This is a genomic window from Aeromonas sp. 600282 (genome assembly GCF_049175755.1).
GTDB lineage: Bacteria > Pseudomonadota > Gammaproteobacteria > Enterobacterales > Aeromonadaceae > Aeromonas > Aeromonas veronii_A.
The window spans coordinates 1-23,410 of record NZ_JAAKVR010000006.1; the positions used below are offsets into that span (position 1 = coordinate 1).

Sequence of the window (23,410 nt, forward strand, 5' to 3'; positions counted from 1 at the left end):
GACTGGAGCGGGGTCGTGAATGGCAATGTGGCGGGGACCACGGACGAGGGTGGGGCAGACAGCAAGCCCTTCACCGTCACCATCAATGCCGGCCATGACATCGACTTCAACGTCGAGGCGCTGAATGCGGGTGCGACCGAAACGGATGGCACGGTACAGGTGCTGCTGACCAACACGGTGAGTATCAGCGATGGCGACGGGTCAGAGACCTGGACCAGCCTGGTGTATACCTTCAACAATTTGCCTGCGAATACCACTGCAGTGGGTGGCACCCTGGTGGGTAACGTCCTGACAGTGAACGTGGTGGCGGGGGCATTGCCGCCGGCGTTCGGGCTGGTGTTCCCGGCGGACTATTCGACGGCCGGGGTGTCGGGCAGTGCGAACAACACCGGTGCGCCCATCAGTTACACCGTGGTGGCGACCACCAATGAAGGCACGGCCAACAGCAGTGGCACGGTCACTATCGGAGTGGAAGGGGATATCAGTGTCAGCGCCACCAACCTGGTGCTGGCAGAAACGGATACACCGGTGGCGGTATCGCTGGCGGCGCAGCTGGGTGTCACTGCGACCGACGCGGATGGTTCGGAGCAGGTGACCGGTGTGACGGTGACCCTGAGCGGTGTGCCGGCAGGTGCGTTGATGGGGGCAGGCTGGGTGGCTGGCGCGGTGGCGGGCAGCTACAGCTGGAGCGGTGCGAGCACAGCGGGCGTACCTGGTTTTAGCTTGCCGGCGGACTGGAGCGGGGTCGTGAATGGCAATGTGGCGGGGACCACGGACGAGGGTGGGGCAGACAGCAAGCCCTTCACCGTGACCGTCACTGCAACTAATGATGCTCCCATGCTGACTGTCTCGGATCTGCGCATATCCGAGGAGGGATTACCGGGATCCAATCCAGACAATTCACCCAATCCCGGCGATATTACCGATAGCACCTCGACCCATGCGACGGCAAGTGTGACAGATATCGACAGCAATACCTTTACGTTCACTCTTTCTGCTCCATCTGGCCTGAGCTCTGGAGGGGTACCAGTTGTGTGGAGTGGTATAGGGTCTGCGACACTGGTGGGTTCAGCGGGAGGGATCCCAGTCATACAAGTATCTGTAGATCCGGTTGGTAAATATACCGTCACCTTGCTGGGGCCCATCGATCATGAATTTGGAGACAATAAGGAAGGACTGAAGACATTTACCTTCAACCTGTCAGCCAGTGATGGTGACTTGAGTGATACCAAGCAGGTCAGTGTTGTTATTGAAGACGATATGCCCGTGATCACAGGCATCGAAAGTCTGGAAGTGATGAATGTAGCCGACATCACTACCGGTGGATTGTTTGGCGTCTCTTTTGGTGCTGATGGCCCTCTGGGTACTGGTGGACTGAAACTGACTGGATGGCCTGATTTGGCAGGGATCACCGAAACCTTGTCGACTGATGGCAAGACTCTGGTAGCAACCATTGATGGTAGTGGGCAGCCACCTAAAGTGTTCTATACATTGACACTCAATGACGACAATACTTACAGCTTTGAACTGGTTACTCCCCAGCCAACCCAAACTTTCTCGATCGGGGCACAGTTCGGTGCTGGCGGGCCTGTTGAGACGATCGGAGTTACTGCTGGCGGGATTGGTGTACTGTTCGATGGTCTGCTGTTCAATGGCAGCGTCAATAATCCTCAGGATCTGCCGGGGAGTGATGCAGATAATCTCAACCCGAACAACAATGGTTTCGGGATTAAGAACGGCAACCTGGACAATAACGAAGGGTTCAAGGTATCCACGACTGCGGCCGTTGATGGGCTCTCTTTCAACGTCTACGGGGTTGGCAACACCAATACCAGCACCATACAGTGGGTGGCTTATGCTGCCGATGGCGTGACCGTCGTCGATTCCGGAGAGCTTGTTCTGTCAGGACTCAAAGGGTCGATGCAGTTGGCCAGCATAGAACCCGATGGGGAGTTCAGCCAGCTTTATGTCCGCTTTGTGCTGAATGGCAATGACTCGGTGAGGATCGAGAATTTCGGAGTGATCGACAAGATCACGCCTCCTGATATTGACCTTGATTTCAGTGCTACCTTGACTGATGCCGATGGAGATAAAGCCAGCGCCAACTTTACTGTATCGGTCAAGAGCAATGAGCCTCCCGTCGCGTCCAATATTCTGGTTGTGGGCAGCAACACCTCGGATACCCCCGACACTACCGGGACCCCCGGCACGGATGATGATCACAAGGTGCCCAACTCCAACGGTAGTGTGGATGGTCTGGTTGCAGGCGGTGCTGGTCACGATATTGTGGTGGGGGACATCGGCGGCACCAGTACCAATTTCATCCCGGGTGAGAATTACAATATTGCCCTGGTGGTCGATGTGTCTGGAAGTATGGCTGGAGCACGACTGAATATGCTCAAGGCCTCCCTGACCCATTTGGCCAACCAGTTGAAAGATCATGATGGTGAGATCAATGTCACCTTGATTGGTTTTGCGGCGAATGCCAGCGAGAGTGTGACAATAGTAGGGCTTGATGCCAGTAATGTGAGCAACCTGACCAATGCCATTGATGCACTGGTTGCCAATGGTGGCACCAACTATGAAGCCGCGTTCAATCAGGCCGTGCAGTGGTTCAATGATGGTAGCAAGGCTGCTCCCGGTTACCAGAACCTGACATTCTTTGTCACGGATGGTAACCCGACTTACTACCTCAATGACAGCAATCAGGTCGCCGGACCAGGCAACAGCACCACATTTGAGGTGATCAAGGAGTCGGTGGATGCTTTTGTTTCACTCAGTGCCATCAGCCAGGTCAATGCAATCGGGGTGACCAATGATGTTAACAAGGATTTGTTGAAGTTCTTTGATAACACGACTGAAACGGCAGATCAGTTTTACTCGGCAGGCAGCTTCCTTGACTTGGCCACATTTGGTAGTGGTAGCGGCATAAATGCCGCCTCGGGATGGGTGCTCAGTGGTGATGCTCAGGGATCGCATACTGTTACAAATGGAAGCTTGCGGATCCGGGATGATCGAACCGGTTCTGATTCTGACAGGACAATATTGGCGCTCGCCGTGGCCAATGCCATCCAGGTTTCTGCGGCACAAGCCGGAGCAAGTCTGCAGTTCCAGTATGCCTTGAATGGTGTTAATAGCAGCGACAGCTTCACCTGGAAGTTGGTGAAACTCGAGGGTGGCGTCTGGGATATGCTCAATCCAGTGCAAACGGGCACCATTACTGGCGTTAGTTCATCTGTTTTGACGGCTTACAGCACTATCACAACCGATGGACTGCCTGTCGGGCAATACGGGTTTGTGTTCGAACTGCTCGACAGCTCCAATGACCGGAATGCTGAGGTACGGATAGACAATATCCGGATCGAGCAGGGTTTCAATGCCCCGATCGGCGATGCCCAGATTGTGACCAGTGCCGAGCAGTTGACGGCAGCCCTGACCGAGGGGGATCAGATTACTGTGTTGCTGGGGGCCGGCAATGACGTGGCCGATGGTGGTGTTGGCAATGACATCCTGTTTGGCGATGTACTCAATACCGATACGCTGGCCAGCGAGTTGGGACTGGATCTGCCCCAAGGTTCTGGTTGGCTGGTATTTGAAACTCTGGAGTCCAGTCATGGGTGGACACGTGAACAGACGGTGGATTACATCCGGACCCATATTACTGAGCTGAGTGGGGAGAGTAGCCGCAGTGGTGGTAATGACACCCTATATGGTGGCAGTGGCAACGATATCCTTTTTGGCCAGGAAGGGAACGACACCCTTGTTGGAGGTGTCGGTGATGATTCTCTGGATGGTGGTTCTGGTAGCGATATACTCACGGGCGACCTTGGTAAGGACATTCTGATCGGCGGCCTTGGCAGCGATACCATGACCGGTGGTGGGGAGAGTGACACCTTCAAGTGGCTGGCGGGGGATGCGGACGGCAGTATCGATACCATTACTGATTTCACTTTAGGTGATACCAACAATGGTGGAGATGTACTGGATCTCTCGGATCTGCTGGTCGGCGTACCTGCAGTGGGGAACAACGAGGATCTGGCAGCCGTGCTGGACAACTATCTGCAGTTCAACACGACGACCAAGACGTTGACGATAGATCCTGCCGGGGCCGGTGGGAGCCCGGAACTGACCATCCAGTTCCAGAACTCACTCGACCTCGCCTCACTGGGCTCCAATCAGGAGATCATCAAGCACTTGCTGGATGACGGTAACTTGAAGGTTGATCCGTAACCCTCTCTCGGGGCCGGGCTTGCCTGGCCCCTGTTTTTTCTTTAGGTGGATGGATAAGATAGCGGCCGTAGAAGAGAGGGTAATCATGCAGTCATTCAACTGGGTCGACATTGATGGCATCCGTTATAGCTGGGATGGACAGGGCAACATTACCTGCGCAGGTCAGTTTGGCTATCAGGCCTCGATCGCCGGTGATCGGCTGGATGGGATGGAGATAGAGAATGAGGCCGGTGATGTCGCGGGCTCGCTCTATGTTGACTTTGCTGCAGCCTCTATCACCTATGTGCCTGTTTTGGATACCGAGTCTGCCCATAACATGATTCTGGTTGGCCATGAGCAGGGTCAGCAGGAGTATCCACTGGTCAGTTTTCACCCTCCGTTGTTGCAAAATTTGCTTGGGCCGTCTGATACCATCCCTTGGTCTGCGATGGAGGAGGCAATTGGTGGCACCGATCTCGGACAGGCGGTGCAAGGACATGTTCTGTCGTGGGACTCGTTCCATTTCGATGATGAGGTGCAGGTCTGCGGTGCGACATCGTCACAAGATAAGGTAGAGCAGAGCCCAGATGTCTGCAGCGTGGTCACCATCAGTCTCGATCTGACCAATCAGATACTGGATCAGTTCCCCCCCTCGCATGATATATGAATCCCGTAACTGCACGGGCATAATGACCTCAATCTTTCCGATTGAGGTTTTTTTCTATGTGGCGTCCCCTTCTTACTCTTTCTGCTCTGGTTGTCAGTGCTCCGCTGCTGGCGATTGAAGTGCCGCAAGCGCCCCATCTGGTGGTGAGTGGTTATGCCGAGCAGAAGACCGAACCCGATATGCTCACCCTCAATGTGGCGGTGAGTGCACTGGATAAGCAGGGCCTCAAGGCCAAGCAGCAGGTCGATACCAAGGTCGCAGCCTTTTTCAGCCAACTGGAAGGGCTGGGGATCAAGCGCAGCGATGTTGAGGCTGGCAACCTGATGGTCTCTCCGGAATATCAGTATGGCGAGAACAAGAAGCCGGTATTGTTGGGATACCGTGCTCAGCGACAATTGGCGGTGAAGCTCTATCAGCTCGACAAGTTGAGCCCCCTGATGGATACCGCACTCAAAGCCGGGCTGGAGTCCGTATCCCAGATTGAGTACGGGTTGAAATCGCCGCAGGTCATCAAGGAGCAGGCCCGTTTGAATGCCGTTGAGGATGCCAAAACCAAGGCTGAATCTCTGGCCAAGGCCTTCGGGATGAAGCTTGGCAAGGTCTACAGTGTGGAGTACCGCAATGCTTCGCCCATTACCGCCTACAGCCGCAACCTGAAGGTAGTGCAGGCCATGGCGATGGCTGCACCTGCGGCGGATATGGCGGACAACAGCTATCAACAACAGCAGATCACGGTAAGTGATAATATCGAGGCTGTTTTCTTGCTGGAGTGATGCCCGTCGTTTAAGTCCAGTCATGAACACCCCCGCCATTTGCGGCGGGGTTTCTATTGCGCATCGATGCAGATATAAAAAAGCCGACGCTCGTGTTTACTAAATCGAGCATCGGCTTTTTGTTGCGCTGGGTTTATCAGGCGGTCACAGCATCAGCCTTGGTCGCTTCCGGCGCCGGGTTGCGGATGAGGTAATCAAACGCACCCAGTGCGGCGGTGGCGCCAGCACCCATGGAGATGATGATCTGCTTGAACGGTACCGTGGTGGCATCCCCTGCGGCGTAGACGCCGGGCAGGGAGGTCGCCCCTTTGGTATCGATCTCGATCTCGCCAAAGCGGGTCATGGCAATCTCGCTCCCTTTGAGGAACTCAGTGTTCGGTACCAGGCCGATCTGGACGAAGATGCCCGCTACCGCCAGGTGCTTGATCTCACCTGTGGTGCGATCTTCGTAATCCATGCCGACCACCTTGCTGCCATCACCGATCACTTCGGTGGTGCGAGCGCTCATGATGATGTCGATATTGCCCATGGAGCGAGCCTTCTTCTGCAGCACTTCATCGGCACGCAGGGTGTCGGCGAACTCCACCACAGTCACATGCTCGACGATGCCAGCCAGATCGATGGCCGCCTCGATACCGGAGTTACCGCCACCGATCACCGCTACTCGCTTGCCCTTGAAGAAGGGACCATCGCAATGCGGGCAGTAGGCCACGCCTTTGGTGCGGTACTCGAGCTCGCCCGGTACGTTCAGATCACGCCAGCGGGCGCCGGTAGCCAGGATCACGGCGCGGCTCTTCAAGGTGGCGCCAGAGGCGAGATCCACGTTCACATATCCATCTTTGCTGATGGCGGCGGCGCGCTGTTCGGTTATCACTTCCACGCCGTACTCTTTGACGTGCTGCTCTAGGCTGGCGGCCAGTTTGGGGCCTTCGGTATAGGGCACGGAGATAAAGTTCTCGATGCCGACGGTGTCCATCACCTGACCACCGAAACGCTCGGCAACGATGGCAGTGCGAATGCCTTTACGAGCGGCATAGATGGCCGCAGCGGCGCCAGCCGGGCCTCCGCCTACGACCAGTACGTCGTAGGGATCTTTCTCATTCAGCTCGGCAGCCTTGCGCTCGGCGACGCCGGTGTCGAGTTTGGCGACGATCTCTTCGAGTGAAATACGGCCCTGGCTGAACGGTTGACCGTTCAGGTAGACATTCGGTACCGCCATGATTTGACGCTCGGCGACTTCTTCCTGGAACAGGGCGCCATCGATCATGGTGTGAGTGATGCCGGGGTTCAGGGTCGCCATCAGGTTGAGAGCCTGTACTACGTCCGGGCAGTTGTGGCAGGAGAGGGAGATATAGGTCTCGAAGTGGAACTCACCCTTGAGATTGCGGATCTGCTCCTGCACGGCCGCATCGGCCTTGGAGGGGTGGCCGCCGCTTTGCAGCAGGGCGAGTACCAGAGAGGTAAATTCATGACCCATGGGGATGCCGGCAAAGTGAACGCGCGGGGCTTGGCCCTGCGGCGCGACACTCATGGAAGGCTTGCGAGCGGCAGTGCCAGAGGTCTGGGTGATCTTGGGTGACATCTCGGCGATCTCGCTGGCCAGTGCCAGCAGCTCTGCAGATTTGTCGCTGTCGTTGCCGGACACGCTGATCTCGATGGGATTGACGATGTACTGCAGATAGGTGTTCAGCTGTTGTTTGAGGTTGGTATCCAACATGGTCGAATTCCTTCTTGTAATGGCGAGTTGGCATTAAATGTGAGTCGGTCTGCTTTCAGGTCTATTTGGCAAGGCCGGAAAGCAGACCGGCCCTGAAGCGGGCCGGTCTTGGAAGCGGGAGGCTTAGATCTTGCCTACCAGATCCAGGGACGGGGCCAGAGTGGCTTCGCCTTCTTTCCATTTAGCCGGGCACACTTCACCCGGGTGGGAGGCAACGTACTGGGCCGCTTTGACTTTGCGCAGCAGTTCCAGTGCGTCACGGCCGATACCACCAGCGTTGATCTCGACGATCTGGATGATGCCCTGCGGGTCAATCACGAAGGTACCGCGGTCAGCCAGACCAGCTTCTTCGATCATCACACCGAAGTTGCGGGTGATGGTACCAGTCGGGTCACCAATCATCGGGTACTGGATCTTCTGAATGGTGTCAGAGGTGTCGTGCCATGCTTTGTGAGTGAAGTGGGTGTCGGTAGAGACAGAGTAGATCTCGACGCCCAGTTTCTGGAATTCAGCGTAGTTGTCAGCCAGGTCGCCCAGCTCGGTCGGGCAAACGAAGGTGAAGTCAGCCGGGTAGAAGAAGACCACGGACCACTTGCCTTTCAGGTCAGCGTCAGACACCTGAACGAATTTGCCATTGTGGTAGGCGGTAGCATTGAACGGCTTGATTTCAGTGTTGATGTAGGTAGACATGTAATTGCTCCTTGGTGATGTATATATGCCGGTCTGGTGTTGAAGACTCTTGCCAGACGAGGCGCTTAACTTTCGATGGATTCATCATAGGGGCTTCAGCTAATCGATAAAAGCCGCAATTTTGAATCGCTTAAATCTACTTATTAGATAGCTCACTATGGCTGTACCTAACATGAATATCTCAGGCCTACTGAGATAACTCCTTGTCGTGGTTCAATATCTGTGCGCTACATCGCCTTTTCAAGGCATAAGAAGGGGTGTGCAGAGCCACGATAACGCGATGAGATAAACGGTGGTGCAAACATATAGAGCAAACAGGTGGCGAGGAGGTTGAGACCGTTCCTCGCAGCGATGGGGGATGTGCTGACAAGGGGGAGAGCAGAAAACGCGGATAAAAAAATCCCGGCGCTATCGCAACGACAGGGCCGGGTCATCAAACAAGGAATGGCTATATAAACAAATGCTTTACAGCAAAGACTAACTACGGGGTGTGCAAACTTGCAGACATATGAGAGGAAGATAATGGGTGCACAATCCCTCGTCTCCCCCTCGGCAACTATTGCATGAGAGGATGATAGTGTGACACAGATCACAAGGCAAGTATTTGGTGTAATTTTTCAATCAAAATGAAAGTGTTTCATCATTTTAGCTTATTTCGACGGCTGAAAACGCTTTTATTGTAATTTAATTACATCCAGATCTGTCAAAAGTCGGTAGGTGGTTCCTGCTCTTCCATCAATTCCAGCAGGTTGATGGCCACGGCAATGAAGTCCGACTCGGTGACAATGCCGATCAGCTTGCGTCCTTTGAGTACCGGCAGGCAGCCATATCTGTGCCGCTGCAGGTAAAGTGCCGCCTCCTTGATGCCGGCGTGAGGATCTACGCTCGCCACTTGCCGTGTCATGATCTCGTCGAGTTGCACGCTGTCGGTAAATTCGGCTTCCCGCTCCGGGCTGATGAGCAGCAGCTTGGATTCCCGGGTGGCCAGGATATCGGTGAGGGTTACCAACCCCAGCAGGTGATGCTGCTCGTCGACGATGGGAATGTGGCGGATCCGCTCCTGCTGCATCAGGTCCATCGCCTGTTTGACACTGTTTGACGGACCCAGAGTGAAGGGATGTTCGGTCATGATTTCGGATAGGGTCATCATGGTGGGCCTCCTTGTGTATCTGCTTTCACCCTAGCCCAGCCCCAACTGGCAAAACATGATCAGGGTCAATACAGAACATTAAAGAATCATTAACCGGAGTTGTGTCTCAATATTGCTCGCTACCCCTTGTCTCTCTTGGGTTTTTGGTCTTTTGGGTTGCCTTGGAAGATGGGGATAACTAGACTAGCCGCCGATTCCCCCCGAGGTGAAAGATGCAAGTATCCGATTTTCATTTTGATCTGCCAGACGAGCTGATTGCCCGCTATCCGATGGCAGAGCGTACCGCCAGCCGCCTGTTGCAGCTCGATGGTCAAACTGGCGCCCTGCGCCACGGTCAATTTGTGGATGTGCTGGATCAGCTCAATCCGGGTGACCTGCTGGTATTCAATAACACCCGTGTCATTCCGGCGCGCATGTTTGGCCAGAAGGCCAGCGGCGGCAAGCTGGAGGTACTGGTCGAGCGCATTCTGGACGAGCACAGCGTGCTGGCCCATGTCCGTGCCTCCAAGGCGCCCAAGCCCGGCACCCGGATGATCATGGATGGTGGTGTGGAGGCAGAGATGCGCGCCCGCCACGACGCCCTGTTCGAGATCCACTTCCTAGACCCGCGTCCGGTGCTGGAGATTTTGGAGGCCATCGGCCACATGCCGCTGCCCCCCTATATCGACCGTCCCGACGAGGATGCCGACAAGGAGCGCTACCAGACCGTTTACAATCAAAAGCCGGGCGCCGTTGCCGCGCCGACCGCCGGTCTGCACTTTGATGAGCCGCTGCTTGAGAAAATTCGGGCCAAAGGGGTTGAAACGGCCTTCGTCACCCTGCATGTAGGGGCGGGGACCTTCCAGCCGGTGCGGGTAGAGAAGATTGAAGATCACCACATGCACTCCGAGTATGCGGAAGTGCCGCAAGAGGTGGTGGATGCCATCGCGGCCACCCGTGCCCGTGGTGGTCGGGTGATCGCGGTGGGGACCACGTCGGTGCGTTCGCTGGAGAGCGCGGCCAAGGTCACCCTGGCGCAGGGCAAACCGCTGGCGCCCTTCTTTAGTGACACCGATATCTTCATCTTCCCTGGCTATCAGTTCCAGATTGTCGATGCCATGGTCACCAACTTCCATCTGCCGGAGTCGACCCTGATCATGCTGGTCAGCGCCTTCGCCGGTTATGACAACGTGATGGCGGCCTATCAGGCAGCCGTGGCCGGGCAGTACCGTTTCTTCAGCTACGGGGACGCCATGTTCGTCACCCGTCGCCAGGTTGAAGCATAAGCTTCAGCTTATTTACCGGGCCGTGAGCGGCCCTCCTATTGTCAGACTGTTTATCTGACGCAGCCGAGGTAGCAATGAAATTTGAACTGAAAACCACCGACGGCCGTGCCCGTCGCGGTCAACTGGTCTTCGAACGTGGTGTGGTACAAACGCCGGCCTTTATGCCGGTCGGAACTTACGGCACCGTCAAGGGGATGACCCCGGAAGAAGTGCGTGAAACCGGCGCCCAGATCCTGCTGGGTAACACCTTCCACCTCTGGCTGCGTCCGGGTCAGGAAGTGATGCGTGCCCACGGCGATCTGCATGACTTCATGAACTGGCAGGGCCCGATCCTGACCGACTCCGGTGGTTTCCAGGTGTTCAGCCTGGGCCATATTCGCAAGATCACCGAAGCGGGCGTCCACTTCCGTCACCCCATCAATGGCGAGAAGATCTTCCTCGACCCCGAGAAGTCCATGGAGATCCAGTACGATCTGGGCTCCGACATCGTGATGATCTTCGACGAGTGCACTCCGTACCCGGCCACTTATGAAGAAGCGCGCAAGTCCATGGAGATGTCCCTGCGCTGGGGCAAGCGCTCCCGCGACAAGTTTGATGCGCTGGGCAACAAGAACGCCCTGTTCGGCATCATCCAGGGCTCGGTCTACGAAGATCTGCGTGATGTCTCCCTCAAAGGGCTGCTGGAGATCGGTTTCGACGGTTATGCGGTCGGCGGTCTGGCGGTGGGTGAACCCAAAGAGGACATGCACCGCATCCTCGAGCACGTCTGCCCGAAAATTCCGGCTGACAAGCCGCGCTACCTGATGGGTGTCGGCAAGCCGGAAGATCTGGTGGAAGGGGTGCGCCGTGGTATCGACATGTTCGACTGCGTCATGCCGACTCGCAACGCCCGCAACGGCCACCTGTTCACCACCGATGGCGTAGTGAAGATCCGCAATGCCCAGCACCGCAACGACACCAGCACCCTGGATGCCGAATGCGATTGCTACACCTGCAAGAACTACAGCCGCAGCTACCTGCACCATCTGGACAAGTGCAACGAGATCCTCGGTGCCCGTCTGAATACGATTCATAACCTGCGTTACTACCAGCGTGTGATGCAGGGTTTGCGGGACGCGATCGAGCAGGGTAAATTAGACGACTTTGTAACAGAGTTTTACCGTCGGCAAGGGAAGCCTGTGCCTCCGTTAGCTGAAAATGACGTTAAATAACAACAACATATAATTTTTTTTTAAATCTACATCAATAAGAGGTTGTTAAATGAGCATTATCTCCAAGGCGTATGCAGAAGGCGCAGCACCGGGTGCACAGGGTGGTGGTATGGAAATGATCATCATGCTGGCCGTATTCGGCCTGATCTTCTACTTCATGATCTATCGTCCCCAGGCCAAGCGTGCCAAGGATCATCGCAATCTGATGAGCTCCTTGTCCAAGGGTGATGAAGTGCTCACTTCCGGTGGCCTGGTTGGCAAAATTGCCAAAGTGGCTGCAGACAGCGATTACCTGGTGATCGCCCTGAACGACCAGACTCAAGTCACCATCAAAAAGGACTTCGTCTCTGCCGTTCTGCCCAAGGGTTCTATCCAGTCCCTTTAATCTCCCAAGGAGCACAGCGTGTTGAATCGCTATCCGCTGTGGAAATACCTGATGGTGATCCTGGTGATCGCCATCGGTTTTCTATATGCAGCCCCCAATCTTTACGGCGAAGATCCGGCTTTGCAGGTTTCTGCCAGCCGTGGTGCCGAAGTCAAGCTAGATACTCTTGATCTGGTGAAAGAGACCCTTGAAGCGGCCAAGATCCCGGTCAAACATGCTGCATTCGAGCACGGTTTTATCCTGATCCGTTTCAAGAACACCGAAGACCAGCTGAAAGCGCGCGATATCGTTGCCAACAAGCTGGGCGACAACTTCATTACCGCACTCAACCTGGCACCTTCCACTCCCGCCTGGCTCGAAGCCATCGGTGCGGCGCCTCTGAAGCTGGGTCTTGATCTGCGCGGTGGTGTGCACTTCCTGATGGAAGTGGACATGGCCGAAGCACTGACCAAGCAGCAAGAGCAGATGGTGCAGGATTTCCGCTCCGAGCTGCGCACCCAGAAGATCCGTTACTCCGGCGTGCGCCGAGTCGGTGATCAGGTGCAGGTGATCTTCCGTGACGAAGCCGATCAGGAACGCGCCGTTTCTCATCTGCGTCGTCAGAACCCTGATTTGACCTTCACTACCGAGCAGAAAGGGGATGAGTTTATCCTGCTGGCGGGTCTGAGCGAAGCCAAGATCAAGGAAGTGAAGAAGTACGCCCTCGAGCAGAACATCACCATCATCCGTAACCGGGTCAACGAACTGGGTGTGGCCGAGCCGCTGGTACAACAGCAGGGCGCCGAACGCATTGTCGTTGAACTGCCCGGTATTCAGGATACCGCTCGTGCCAAGGAGATCCTCGGTGCGACCGCGACCCTGGAGTTCCACATGGTGGATGAGGCGGCTGATATTCAGGCGGCTGCTGAAGGGCGAGTTCCCCCCAGCTCCAAGGTCTATACCGATCGCAATGGTCGTCCGGTGGTACTGCACAAGCGAGTGATCCTGACCGGTGACCACATCGTGGGTGCCCAGTCCGGTTTCGACGAGTACAGCCGTCCCCAGGTCAACATCAAGCTGGATGGCCAGGGTGGTAACAAGATGGCCAACTTTACCAAGGACAACGTGGGTAAAGGGATGGCGACCGTCTTCATCGAGTACAAGCCGGTCGGTCAACCGGGTCCGGATGGCAAGCGCAAGTTCCGCAAGCAGGAGGAGGTGATCAACGTCGCCACCATCCAGTCGCGTCTTGGCAGCCAGTTCCGTATTACTGGGATCGACAACGCCAACGAAGCCCACAACCTGGCGCTGCTGCTGCGTGCCGGTGCCCTGATCGCCCCGATCCAGATCGTGGAAGAACGCACCATTGGCCCGAGCCTGGGTCAACAGAACATCGACAGCGGTATGGAAGCCATCGGCTGGGCCATGCTGGTGATCGTGCTGTTCATGGGGATCTACTACCGCGCGTTCGGCTGGGTCGCCAACCTGGCGCTCTGCATGAACCTGGTGTTGATTGTCGGCATCATGTCGATGATCCCTGGGGCCACCATGACATTGCCGGGTATCGCCGGTATCGTCTTGACGCTGGGTATGGCGGTGGATGCCAACGTACTGATCTACGAGCGTATTCGTGAAGAGATCCGCAACGGTCGCGGTGTTCAGCAAGCCATCCATCTGGGCTTTGATCGGGCATTCTCCACCATCGCCGACTCCAACGTGACCTCGCTGATCACTTGCGTGATCCTGTTCGGTATCGGTACTGGCGCCATCAAGGGCTTTGCCCTGACGCTGGGCATTGGTCTGACCGCCTCCATGTTTACTGCCATCACAGTTTCCCGTGCCATTATCAACCTGGCTTGGGGTGGACGGCGTATCGACAAGCTGCCCATCTGAGGATAGAGAAATGTTTCAGATTCTACATTTTGAAAAACCGATCCCGTTTATGCGTTATGCCAAGCCGGGTGTGGTTTTCTCTTCCGTGCTGATGGTGGTAGCCCTGTTCTTCCTGTTTGATCGGGGGCTGAACTGGGGTCTGGACTTTACTGGTGGTACCACCATCGAGGTGGGATTCCAGCAGTCGGTGAGCCTGGACAAGATCCACGATGTTCTGGAAGAGCAGAAGATTGAAGGGGCCACCCTGCAACACTTTGGCTCCAGCCGTGACGTACTGTTCCGTTTGGCGCCGAAAGAGGGGGTCAAGGTCGAGCAGCAGGGTAACGAGGTGCTGGCAGCGGCCAAGCTGCTCGATGAGGGCGCTGTACTCAAACGCGTCGAATTCGTCGGCCCTTCAGTCGGTGACGAGCTGGCTACTGACGGGGCGCTGGCGATGCTGGCCTCCATCATCTGTATCCTGATCTACGTGGCGGTGCGCTTTGAATGGCGTCTGGCCATGGGCGGCATCCTCTCGCTGGTGCATGACGTGGTGATCACCCTGGGCGTCTTTGCCTACTTCCAGTACGAGTTCGACCTGACCGTGCTGGCGGCATTGATGACCCTGGTGGGTTACTCCCTGAACGATACCATAGTGGTGTTCGACCGCTTGCGGGAGAACTTCCGCAAGGTGCGCAAAGGGGATACCGACTACATTCTCGATCTCTCCATGACCGAGACCCTGAGCCGTACCATCATCACCTCCGGGCTCACCTTCGTGGTGGTGCTGGCGCTCCTGCTCAAGGGCGGCGCGCTGATCCACGGTTTTGCCGTGGCCATGGTGATCGGTGTGGCCTTCGGTACCTACTCCTCCATCTATGTGGCGAGTGCGTTTGCCATGTTCCTCGGCGTCAAGCGCGAGCACATGCTGCCCACCCAGGTAGAGAAAGAGGGTGCGGACCAACAGGAGATCCTGCCGTAACAGTGAAGAGCGCCTCATGGCGCTCTTTTCTTATCTCTGCGTGTCGTTTGCTGACGCAGATGATTTCAACAAAAGGAGCTTGCCATGCAACACAATCCCCGTTTTTTGGCGCTGGTTGACGGGATCCGCTCCCGCATCACCGAAACCGATGTTCACCAGATCAAGCGCTGGCAGGACGAAGGGCGCATGTTTCACCTGATCGACGTGCGGGAAGAGAGCGAGTGGGCCAAAGGCCATCTGCCCGGAGCCCAATATCTGGGTCGTGGAGTGATTGAGCGGGATATCGAGACCCTGTTCCCGGATCCCGAGACCACGCTCTATCTCTATTGTGGTGGCGGTTTTCGCTCCGTACTGGCGGCCGACAATTTGCAACAGATGGGTTATCGCAACGTAATCAGTGTTGACGGCGGTTTTCGCGGCTGGCTGGAGGCCGGATACCCTGTCGAATCCTGATTTATTTGATGGAGAGGGGCTCAGCTACATGACAAAGTGGCGGCTGACCTTTACCATATGCGGGGTCAAGCGTAAGCGTCGGAGTGTTCATTGAACGTCAGGAAAGGGATTGGATACCTCCTTGGTATCCTGTTGCTGCTACCCATGTGGGGTTGCAGCAGTAGCAGTCATGTCAACACCCCTAAGGTTCCCAAGGCGCAGCCTGCTTCACTGGTATTGGCGACCCCCCTGCAGGTCTCCTACCAAAGCGAGTTGGCGCTCGCCCGACTCGGGCAGATGCTGAGTGAAATGGAGTTGACCACGGAGCAACGGGCCGAGTTGTTCTATGAACGTGCCGTGGTGTTTGATCGCGTCGGCTTGCGTTCCCTCGCGCGGCTCGATTTCAACCGGGCCCTGCGGGAGAAACCGGATTTCGCTGAAGCCTATAACTTCATCGGTGTCTATCTGGTACAGCAGCAGAACTACGACGAAGCCTATGAGGCATTCGACTCAGCCCTCGAGCTGGCACCCGATTATGACTATGCCTACCTTAACCGCGGTATTGCCCTCTATTACGGTAATCGTCCCGAGCTGGCAGCGGCCGATATGAAGCGTTTCTACGAAGCGCAGCCGGAAGACCCTTATCGGGTGATCTGGCTCTATCTGGCCGAGCAGAAGCTCAATCCCGCTGCGGCCATGAGCCGGATGCGCGAGCGCCTCAACAAGTACGATGACGATGCATGGAACTGGGATCTGGTGCGTCTCTACACCGGTGAGATCAACGCGTCCCAGCTGATGGGCAATGTGGTGAAAGGGGTGAAAGATAACCGGGAGCTGGCCGAGCGCCTGTGTGAAACCTATTTCTATCTGGGCAAGTTCGAGTTGGGCAAAGGCAACCGCAAGGAAGCCATCAGCTACTTCAAGCTGGCGCTCTCCAACAACGTCTATGACTTCATCGAGCACCGCTATGCTCTGCTCGAACTGGAGTTGATGGCGCGCAAACCCTTGCCGCCGGGTGCCCAGAGCAAAGGCGAACAGCCCTCCTGAATGGAGATGGCGATTACCCGGTGATAAAAAACCTCGGTATGAGGCTAATGCCAGTCAGTAAAGCCTGACTGGCATTGTTTTTATCTGCTTTTTCACACCCACTCCCGTGGCTTGGCTCCATGTCACAGTGAGCTTCGTGTCGCTAATCCACACAACCCCACCAGTTTTTCCAACTCTGCCGCCCGCCTCTGAATAATGAACGGGCACATCTGATCCATGCAGCTCAACAGATGGATGGGGTCGACTCCGTGTGAAACCCGGTCGGCTCGTCGTATGCCTCCTGATATGGGTGATTCTCTTCCCTATCGCGGTGGGCGACTGGTTGACTATCGCTGCTCTTGTCCGATTCCTGCCGGACTGCCTCTCTCATAATGGGTGAGGCTGACGATAGGGAGTAAATATGCGTGCTGGCCCGTGCTTTTACACTCCGTTACATCTGCTCGTCCTGTGACCGCCCCATAATGGTCCCTGGTCTCCTAACCCTGTTCGATGGGAGGTGGATCAGTAGTCGATAAAGTGGAGATCACGAGCAGTTTCCTGTCAGCACGGAGGCCTGGACGGCGGATGTCACAGAGCGTATCAAACCAGGTGATCAGACGAATGCTGGGAGCCTGCCAGCAGCAGGGGGGTGATCCCGAAGCCATTCTGATGGCGGGCGGTCTCACGTCGTTCGACATCGAGCGGGAACAGGGACGGTTGCCGGCCCACAGCCACTACCGGATGCTGCAACTGATGCAGCCCTATCTGGCCAGTTTTCACGAAACCATTCTCTCCTACGACATCGGCCAGCTCTACCAGCACTATCCACCTCTCATCAGCCTGTGCCTGAATCAGCCCTCGCCGCGGGCTGCGCTTGAGGTGCTGCTGGCCTATCGCCCCATCATCGGCAATTGTGACGAGCTGCGGGTGCTGCGGGGGGCGCAGGCCAGCCAATACCTGTATGTCAATCAGGGGCCCGCCAGCCTGGGGGCGAGTCAGGCTATCCCCAACTTCATCATCCTCTACCGAATTTTGCGAGTCTATCTGGCGGATCCCCGGGTCTCGGTGGGCTTCACGGGGCGGCCGCCACCGCGCCATCAGTTGCTGGACCAGTTCTTCGCCACCCGCTGCCGCTGGGAGCAGGAGGAAAACACCCTGACCATCGACAATGCCCAACTCGACTGCCCCAGCCACTGCTACAACGAGCCGCTGGGTCGTCTGCAACTGGCCCAGCTGGCGCAGATCTGCGCCGACATCGCCGAGCGGGCCCCCTTTGCCTGTCTGGTGGGGGAGCGGATCCGCCACAAGATCCGGGAAGGGGAGCTGGAGAGCAACGAGAGCCTGCTCAAGGAGGTGTGCGCGGCCATGAATGTCAGCCGCTGGACCCTGAATCGCAAATTGCAGGGGGAGGGGAGCAGTTTCTCGACCCTGCTGAGGGAAGCGAGGGTGAGCGAAGCTTGCCGCTTGCTGGGTGAGGGGGATCAACCGCTGCAGAGCATCAGCGATCGGGTCGGTTTCTCGTCCCAGAGCGCCTTCAACCGCTTCTTCAAGGCCAACACCCGGATGACGCCGCTGGCCTATCGCAACGCCCGCCAATAAAAACGGGACCGGTGCAATGCCGGTCCCGTGGGCGGGTCATTGCTGGGCAATGTTCGGGCAAGGCCGGGCTGGGGGCCCGGCCGTGCCTGCCTTTGTTAGCGGGTGATGGTGGTGACGCTGGCGGGATCCACCCCGGTCGGCAGTGCCAGTGCCCCTGGCGTGGTGTTGCTCACCACGATCTCCTTGCTCACCGTGAAGCTGACCGGCGTGCTGGCGGAGACATCCGACGAGGGGCTGATGTAGGCGCTGTAGCGGCCCGGCTCCACGATCCACTGGTTGCTGGCCTCATCGAAGCTGGCGAGGATGCTGGCCGGAATGGTGAAGCTCAGCTGTTCGCTGGCCCCCGGTGCCAGTTGCGCCGTCTTGGCAAAGGCCTTGAGCTCGATGAGCGGTTTCTTCAGCTTGACCTCGGGGGCGGTCACATAGACCTGGGCCGCCTCCTTGCCTGCCACGGCGCCGGTGTTGGTGATGGTGGCGGTCAGCACCAGGTTGCCGGCGCTGCCGTCCGCTAGGGTATTACTGGCGATGGCGGGGCTGGTGTAGCTGAAGCTGGTGTAGGAGAGACCGAAGCCGAACGGGTAGGAAACCGCCTGCTCGAAGGTGCTGTAGTAGCGATAGCCCACGTAGATCCCCTCGTTGTAGTAGAGATCGTCCGGTTCGCCGTCCCCGTCGGTGTCCTCGCCCGGGAAGGTGCCGGCGGAGGGAACGCTGGCGTAGCTGTGCGGGAAGCTCTGGGCCAGCTTGCCGCTCGGGTTGACCGCGCCGGAGAGCACGTCCGCCACCGCGTGGCCGGTCTCCTGGCCAGCCATGTAGGCCAGCAGGATGCCATCCACCTTGTCGCTCCACTGGGCGGTATCGATGACGCCGTTGACGTTAAGCACCACCACCACCTTCTTGCCCTGGGCGTGGAAGGCGCTGCTCACCGCGTCGATGAGGGCGCGCTCGTCATCGCCGAGCAGATAGTCCCCCTTGCCACTGCTGCGATCCGCCCCTTCTCCGGCCTGGCGGCCAATGCTGATGACGGCGGCTTGCTGGGTGGCGGCCGCATTGGCGATCAGCGCCGCCAGCTCGCCGCTGATCGGCGCCTCGGCGCAGGTGTAGTAGCCCTTGGCGCCAAATTGCCCCTCGTGATAGACCTTGTTGTTCTCGTAAAAATCGCGGTAGTAGCTCTGCAACGCCTCGTTGACCGGGAAGCGTGCTGCCAGTCCCTGCGCGATGGTGGTGGTGCTGGCGGCGTTCACATCCCCGCTGCCGGTGCCGCCCTTGTAGGTGTTGATCTGATTGATGCCGAAGCTGGCCAGGGTGCTGCTTGCCGCCAGCGGCAGGGCCGCGGCCTCGTTGCGCAGCAGCACCATGCTCTCGGCGCCGGCCTGACGGGCCAGTTTGGCATGGGCGGTCAGATCCGGGCTGTTGCTGATGGCCAACTGGCTGTAAGAGGGGCTCTTCATCACCTGGGTCAGGATGTGGATGGCGGCCTCGTTCACCTTGGCCTCGTCGAGATCGCCGTGCGCGATGGATTGCTGCAACTGCTCCTTGACGTTGCCCGGCTCGATCAAATCTTGCCCCGCCAGCACCTGCTTGTAGGCGTTGTTGGCCACGTCGCCGGCAAACCAGTCGGACATCACCAGGCCGTCAAACTTCCACTCGCCGCGCAGCAGGTCGGTCACCGCATCCCTGCGCTCGTTGACATAGGTGCCGTTGACCTTGTTGTAGGAGGTCATCACCGCCCAGGGCTGGGCCTCGTCTACCGCTATCTGGAAGCCGCGCAGGTAGATCTCGCGGAAGGTTCTCGGTTCGCCGATGTCGTTGATTTGGTTGCGGTTGGTCTCGGAGTTGTTGCCGAAGTAGTGCTTGATGGTGGTGCCCACCCCGTTGCTCTCCACCCCGTTGACCATGGCGGCGCCGATTTTGCCGGTCAGCAGGGGATCTTCCGAGTAGTACTCGAAGTTGCGGCCATTGAGCGGGTTGCGCTGGATGTTCATGCCCGGAGCCAGCAGGATGTCGACCCCGTACTGGCGCACCTCGTCCCCCATGGCTTCGCCGACGGCCTTGACCAGCTTGACGTCCCAGCTGGAGGCGAGCAGCGAGCCGATGGGCCAGGCGGTAGCGTAGTAGCTGGCGCTGTCACCGTCGCGGTTGGCGTTGATCCGCACCCCGGCCGGCCCGTCCGCCAGTTTGAGGGCCGGAATGTCGATGCCGTCCGCGCTGCGCAGCACGCCGTTGATGTAACCCGCCACGCCGGGCACGTCCTGCTTGACGTTGATGGCGCCGTTGGCACTGCCGTAACCGGGGCCGGAGAGCAGGTCCAGCTTCTCGCTCAGGGTCAGCTTGGCCACCATGGCCTCGGCCTGGCCGCGGTAATAGGCATCGTCCTTGACCAGGGGATCCGAGTCATTCTGGTTGCAACCGACCAGCAGGCCGGCCAGCGCCAGGCTGACACCCAGTGAAACCGCTTTCAATTTTGTGGTGATAGGCATGAAGACGTCCTCGTAACTGTCTGAATAAAAATACAAAGGAGATATCGACACCGGGCGCAAGGCATCCGCCCGGGCTGGGCCGCTCTGCTGGCGGCTGCCATTGGATATCGCAAGGAAGGCCGAACGGGCCGGTGGGCCGGCGTTTGGCTGCAGGCAGGTTAACAAGCCGGGCGATGGCTGCCTTGCCCCGAGGGAGCGAGAAATGTGCCGGCGGGAGCAAGGGGGCCGAGTTGTGAGCAAGGTCGCATCGAAAGGCGGTGCCAAAGCAAAGGTGGGGGTGGCAAGAGGGGAAAGGGCAGGGGAGAAGGAGGGAAAACGGATGGCCTGACGGCCACTGAGGATGGCTGCGATCAACACGCGAGGGGGCCGGCGGCCCCCTCGAAGATCAGCTGATATGCCCGGGCAATGGCCCGGGACGGCTCACTTGGGCTGTTTGAGGGCCCCGGCGAGTTCAATCTGTACCTTGACCCCCTCCTGCTTGAGCGCCGTGGCGACGGCGTTCAGATCGGTGCCCGGCTTGGCTTCCAGCAGGGCGATGCCGCCGCTGCTCTGCTTGAAGCGCAGGCCGTGCCGGCTGGCCAGCGCGCTGGCCTGGTTGTCATCGGCTTCCACCAGCAGGGTGCCGCTGACGGTGAGCTCGGGGCTGGCGGCCCCCTGCATCAGCACATCGCCACGGTGCAGGGTCTGCAGCGGTTCCTTGCCATCGAGACTGCGGGTGGTTCGCGACTTGCTGCCATGGTCGGGGATGAGGTAAGTCTGGCCATTTACCTCTATAGTGCGGTACTGCTTGCCCTCCAGAGTCACGGCTTCTGCCGCCACAGCATTAAGGGCGAGGGGGGCCAACAGGCTGGCCAGCAGTAAGGTAACCGGTTTGTTCATGATAAAACTCCTCGCTTGTTAGCTGTGGTTGGCGTCGTGACCCAGGATCCGCAAGGACCACTCGATCAGCTTGCCTGGCTGGCGGTTGTTGCGCTCGGTCAGGGTGGTGCGCTCACGGGTCTCGCGATTGAGCAGAGAGACCTGACGGGTACCGTTGGCAACGTCGGTTACCTCCAGTCGCCATGTGCCTTGCGCCGGTTCACCATAAAACTTGTGGGAGAGCAGGCGCATGTCACGCAAGCCCTTGGTACGCACATAACCCAGCTTTTGCAGATCGAGCGACTGGCCAACCAGGCTGTTGAGCGGGTTCAGCAGTATGCTGCGGGTACCGGCGGGGGAAACCAGTTCGATCAGCAGATCGGGCAGGCGCTGATGATCCAGACTCACCATCACCTGAACCGCTTCTACCGTCAATGGTGTGGCAATGCGGGTTGTCGAGCTGGTCGGGCTGTTGCCTACATCCGGGATAGTGGCGGCACTGCCGGTGACATTGATCTTCTGCCATGGCAGCTGTACCAGCGGGGGGAGGGGCTGGTGATTGGCTGCCAGCTCAAGGGCCTTGTTGACGTCAATCAGACCAAAACCGTAAGTCGGGCTGAACCACATGCCGGCGGCATTGCGCTCCCACCCTTCCAGCCCTTTCATATCACGCACCTTGCCGGTGCTGCTGGTGTAGCTGACCATCACAGGTTTCTGTGTGGCATCGACCCGGGTTGCGCTGCGCGCCAGCAGATCCCGCAGGTCACGTACCGACAGATCCGGGTAGGCGGACATCAGCAGCGCCATGGCGCCGGAGGTGCTGGGGGTGGCGGAGGAGGTGCCGTTCATCACACCGTTGTAGTCGCAGCTGGCATCCAGTTGCGGGTTGCCGTGCAGCCGGTTGGTGCTGGGATCGTCGGTGCGGTTGTAACCCATGTCGCAGCCGGGCAGATCCGTGGTTACCATCGCCGGAGAGTCGGTACCGTATTCGCCGCCGGTCGCGCTCAGGAAGATGTTGCTGCCGACGCTGGAGTAGGAGGATCTGACGCCATCGGCGTTGAGCGCGCTCACCACCAGGTTCCAGAAGTTGCTGTTGGAGGGATCGAGGTTGCTGTTTTCAAACGGCAATTTGGGGCCATTGCCGGTGCGGTTAAGCACATAGCCGCCCGCCGCTATCTTGTTGAAGCCGTTGCCGGCGGCCTTGATATAGGCCGCGCCCTGCGCCTTGAGGGTCTGCTGTTCAAACAGACGATCAAGCTGGGATTGATCCAGAGAGTTGGCAGAGCGGGGATCCACCACACTCATGCCGTAGCTCTGGTTGAACACCCGGTTGTCGCGACTGGCATCGCTGTCGCCAAGGGCGTAGAGCCAATCCTTCTGCAACTGCTGGCTGTTGTCATCCAGCAGGTTGAATCCCTGCAGCTGGGCTCGCGGGGCTATCCCCTTGGTACCGATGGCGTTGTCTACCGCCGCAATAATGCCGGAGACCGAGGTGCCGTGGGCCGTATCCGGATCGGTCGGTGTCGGGTCATCGCTACCGGTTACCACGTTTTTCGAACCCGGACGCACGTTGTCCGCCAGATCCGGGTGGGCGATGGCCAGACCATCATCCACCACGGCCACATTGACTCCCTGGCCCAGCACGCCGGTGCGATGAGCCCACCAGAGGTTGAGATCATTGCCCGCTATGCCGCCACGGGCGCTGAATCCATCCTGGCCGCTGTTGAGCAGATACCACTGCTGATCCTGCAGGGGATTGGTACCTGGCAGGCAGCGCTCGGTGCTGCTGCGTCCGATATCCATGCCGCTCTCCTTGCCGGTGAGCGGCGCACAACCTTCATTTGCCTGAACGAGCGCACTGGGCAGGGTCGACAGCAGTGCTGTGATCGCCAGTGCTAACGATGTTTGCTTCATTATTTTTTTAACTCCATCTTGGATCGCACTCATCCTGAGTGCGACGGAAATCTATACACGGGTGGAAGGGGTTCAAAAAGAGCCATTTTCAAAAAACGCAATGAGGTTCAAAGAAATCCGATTCAGTTTGTGGTAGGTATTCCAATGGCACTGGTTATGTGTTCTATTGAGAATGGTTCTCACCGCTCGCTACTGATCTTTTTATCT

17 protein-coding genes are annotated in these 23,410 nt (G+C 57.9%); 11 read left to right on the forward strand and 6 right to left on the reverse strand.

What is annotated here, in order from left to right; translation table 11 throughout:
• Window positions 1-15 precede the first annotated feature (15 nt).
• The 3 genes from G5137_RS07680 (at window position 16) to G5137_RS07690 (ending at window position 5,649) form a co-directional block, all read left to right on the forward strand.
• On the forward strand, window positions 16-4,230 hold the full coding sequence (locus G5137_RS07680; protein WP_421255182.1) for a VWA domain-containing protein: 4,215 nt from the start codon (window positions 16-18) through the stop codon (window positions 4,228-4,230).
• Window positions 4,231-4,315: 85 nt separating this feature from the next.
• Window positions 4,316-4,876, forward strand: coding sequence for a hypothetical protein (locus G5137_RS07685; RefSeq protein ID WP_042056172.1), 561 nt, complete (start codon window positions 4,316-4,318; stop codon window positions 4,874-4,876).
• A 56-nt stretch (window positions 4,877-4,932) separates the two neighbouring features.
• Window positions 4,933-5,649 carry an SIMPL domain-containing protein gene (locus tag G5137_RS07690; protein WP_005337338.1) on the forward strand — a complete coding sequence of 239 codons (717 nt, stop codon included), beginning with the start codon at window positions 4,933-4,935 and terminating at the stop codon, window positions 5,647-5,649.
• Between the two features lie 136 nt (window positions 5,650-5,785).
• Here the strand turns inward: G5137_RS07690 and ahpF are convergent, their stop codons facing one another.
• The 3 genes from ahpF to G5137_RS07705 all read right to left on the reverse strand — a co-directional run bounded on the left by ahpF (window position 5,786) and on the right by G5137_RS07705 (window position 9,206).
• Entirely contained in the window at window positions 5,786-7,366 is a 1,581-nt protein-coding gene (ahpF, locus tag G5137_RS07695; RefSeq protein WP_421172999.1) for an alkyl hydroperoxide reductase subunit F, read from the reverse strand.
• A gap of 123 nt (window positions 7,367-7,489) precedes the next feature.
• Entirely contained in the window at window positions 7,490-8,056 is a 567-nt protein-coding gene (gene ahpC, locus G5137_RS07700) for an alkyl hydroperoxide reductase subunit C (protein ID WP_005337335.1), read from the reverse strand.
• A gap of 703 nt (window positions 8,057-8,759) precedes the next feature.
• Window positions 8,760-9,206 carry a CBS domain-containing protein gene (locus G5137_RS07705; RefSeq protein WP_013723842.1) on the reverse strand — a complete coding sequence of 149 codons (447 nt, stop codon included), beginning with the start codon at window positions 9,204-9,206 and terminating at the stop codon, window positions 8,760-8,762.
• A gap of 212 nt (window positions 9,207-9,418) precedes the next feature.
• Between G5137_RS07705 and queA the strand changes: the two genes are divergently transcribed.
• The 8 genes from queA to G5137_RS07745 all read left to right on the forward strand — a co-directional run bounded on the left by queA (window position 9,419) and on the right by G5137_RS07745 (window position 17,954).
• On the forward strand, window positions 9,419-10,471 hold the full coding sequence (gene queA, locus G5137_RS07710) for a tRNA preQ1(34) S-adenosylmethionine ribosyltransferase-isomerase QueA (protein WP_005344678.1): 1,053 nt from the start codon (window positions 9,419-9,421) through the stop codon (window positions 10,469-10,471).
• A gap of 74 nt (window positions 10,472-10,545) precedes the next feature.
• The gene (gene tgt / locus G5137_RS07715) at window positions 10,546-11,682 is read left to right on the forward strand and encodes a tRNA guanosine(34) transglycosylase Tgt (RefSeq protein WP_005337329.1); all 1,137 of its coding nucleotides are present in this window, start codon (window positions 10,546-10,548) and stop codon (window positions 11,680-11,682) included.
• Between the two features lie 49 nt (window positions 11,683-11,731).
• Entirely contained in the window at window positions 11,732-12,067 is a 336-nt protein-coding gene (gene yajC / locus G5137_RS07720; RefSeq protein ID WP_005337327.1) for a preprotein translocase subunit YajC, read from the forward strand.
• A gap of 18 nt (window positions 12,068-12,085) precedes the next feature.
• On the forward strand, window positions 12,086-13,939 hold the full coding sequence (secD, locus tag G5137_RS07725) for a protein translocase subunit SecD (RefSeq protein WP_216953338.1): 1,854 nt from the start codon (window positions 12,086-12,088) through the stop codon (window positions 13,937-13,939).
• Between the two features lie 10 nt (window positions 13,940-13,949).
• Window positions 13,950-14,897: a protein translocase subunit SecF gene (gene secF / locus G5137_RS07730; protein ID WP_421173000.1), complete on the forward strand. Its 948-nt coding sequence runs from the start codon at window positions 13,950-13,952 to the stop codon at window positions 14,895-14,897.
• An 84-nt stretch (window positions 14,898-14,981) separates the two neighbouring features.
• Window positions 14,982-15,350, forward strand: a complete 369-nt coding sequence (locus G5137_RS07735) for a rhodanese-like domain-containing protein (protein ID WP_421255183.1) — start codon at window positions 14,982-14,984, stop codon at window positions 15,348-15,350.
• A 90-nt stretch (window positions 15,351-15,440) separates the two neighbouring features.
• On the forward strand, window positions 15,441-16,376 hold the full coding sequence (nlpI, locus tag G5137_RS07740) for a lipoprotein NlpI (protein ID WP_005344691.1): 936 nt from the start codon (window positions 15,441-15,443) through the stop codon (window positions 16,374-16,376).
• A 600-nt stretch (window positions 16,377-16,976) separates the two neighbouring features.
• Entirely contained in the window at window positions 16,977-17,954 is a 978-nt protein-coding gene (locus G5137_RS07745) for a helix-turn-helix domain-containing protein (protein WP_421255184.1), read from the forward strand.
• Between the two features lie 95 nt (window positions 17,955-18,049).
• On the opposite strand, the gene G5137_RS07750 is transcribed toward G5137_RS07745, so the two are convergent.
• The 3 genes from G5137_RS07750 to G5137_RS07760 form a co-directional block, all read right to left on the reverse strand.
• Entirely contained in the window at window positions 18,050-20,431 is a 2,382-nt protein-coding gene (locus G5137_RS07750) for a beta-glucosidase (RefSeq protein ID WP_421255185.1), read from the reverse strand.
• Window positions 20,432-20,851: 420 nt separating this feature from the next.
• The gene (locus tag G5137_RS07755; RefSeq protein WP_216980322.1) at window positions 20,852-21,313 is read right to left on the reverse strand and encodes a serine protease chaperone; all 462 of its coding nucleotides are present in this window, start codon (window positions 21,311-21,313) and stop codon (window positions 20,852-20,854) included.
• A gap of 15 nt (window positions 21,314-21,328) precedes the next feature.
• Window positions 21,329-23,203, reverse strand: a complete 1,875-nt coding sequence (locus tag G5137_RS07760; RefSeq protein WP_421255186.1) for a S8 family serine peptidase — start codon at window positions 23,201-23,203, stop codon at window positions 21,329-21,331.
• Window positions 23,204-23,410 lie beyond the last annotated feature (207 nt).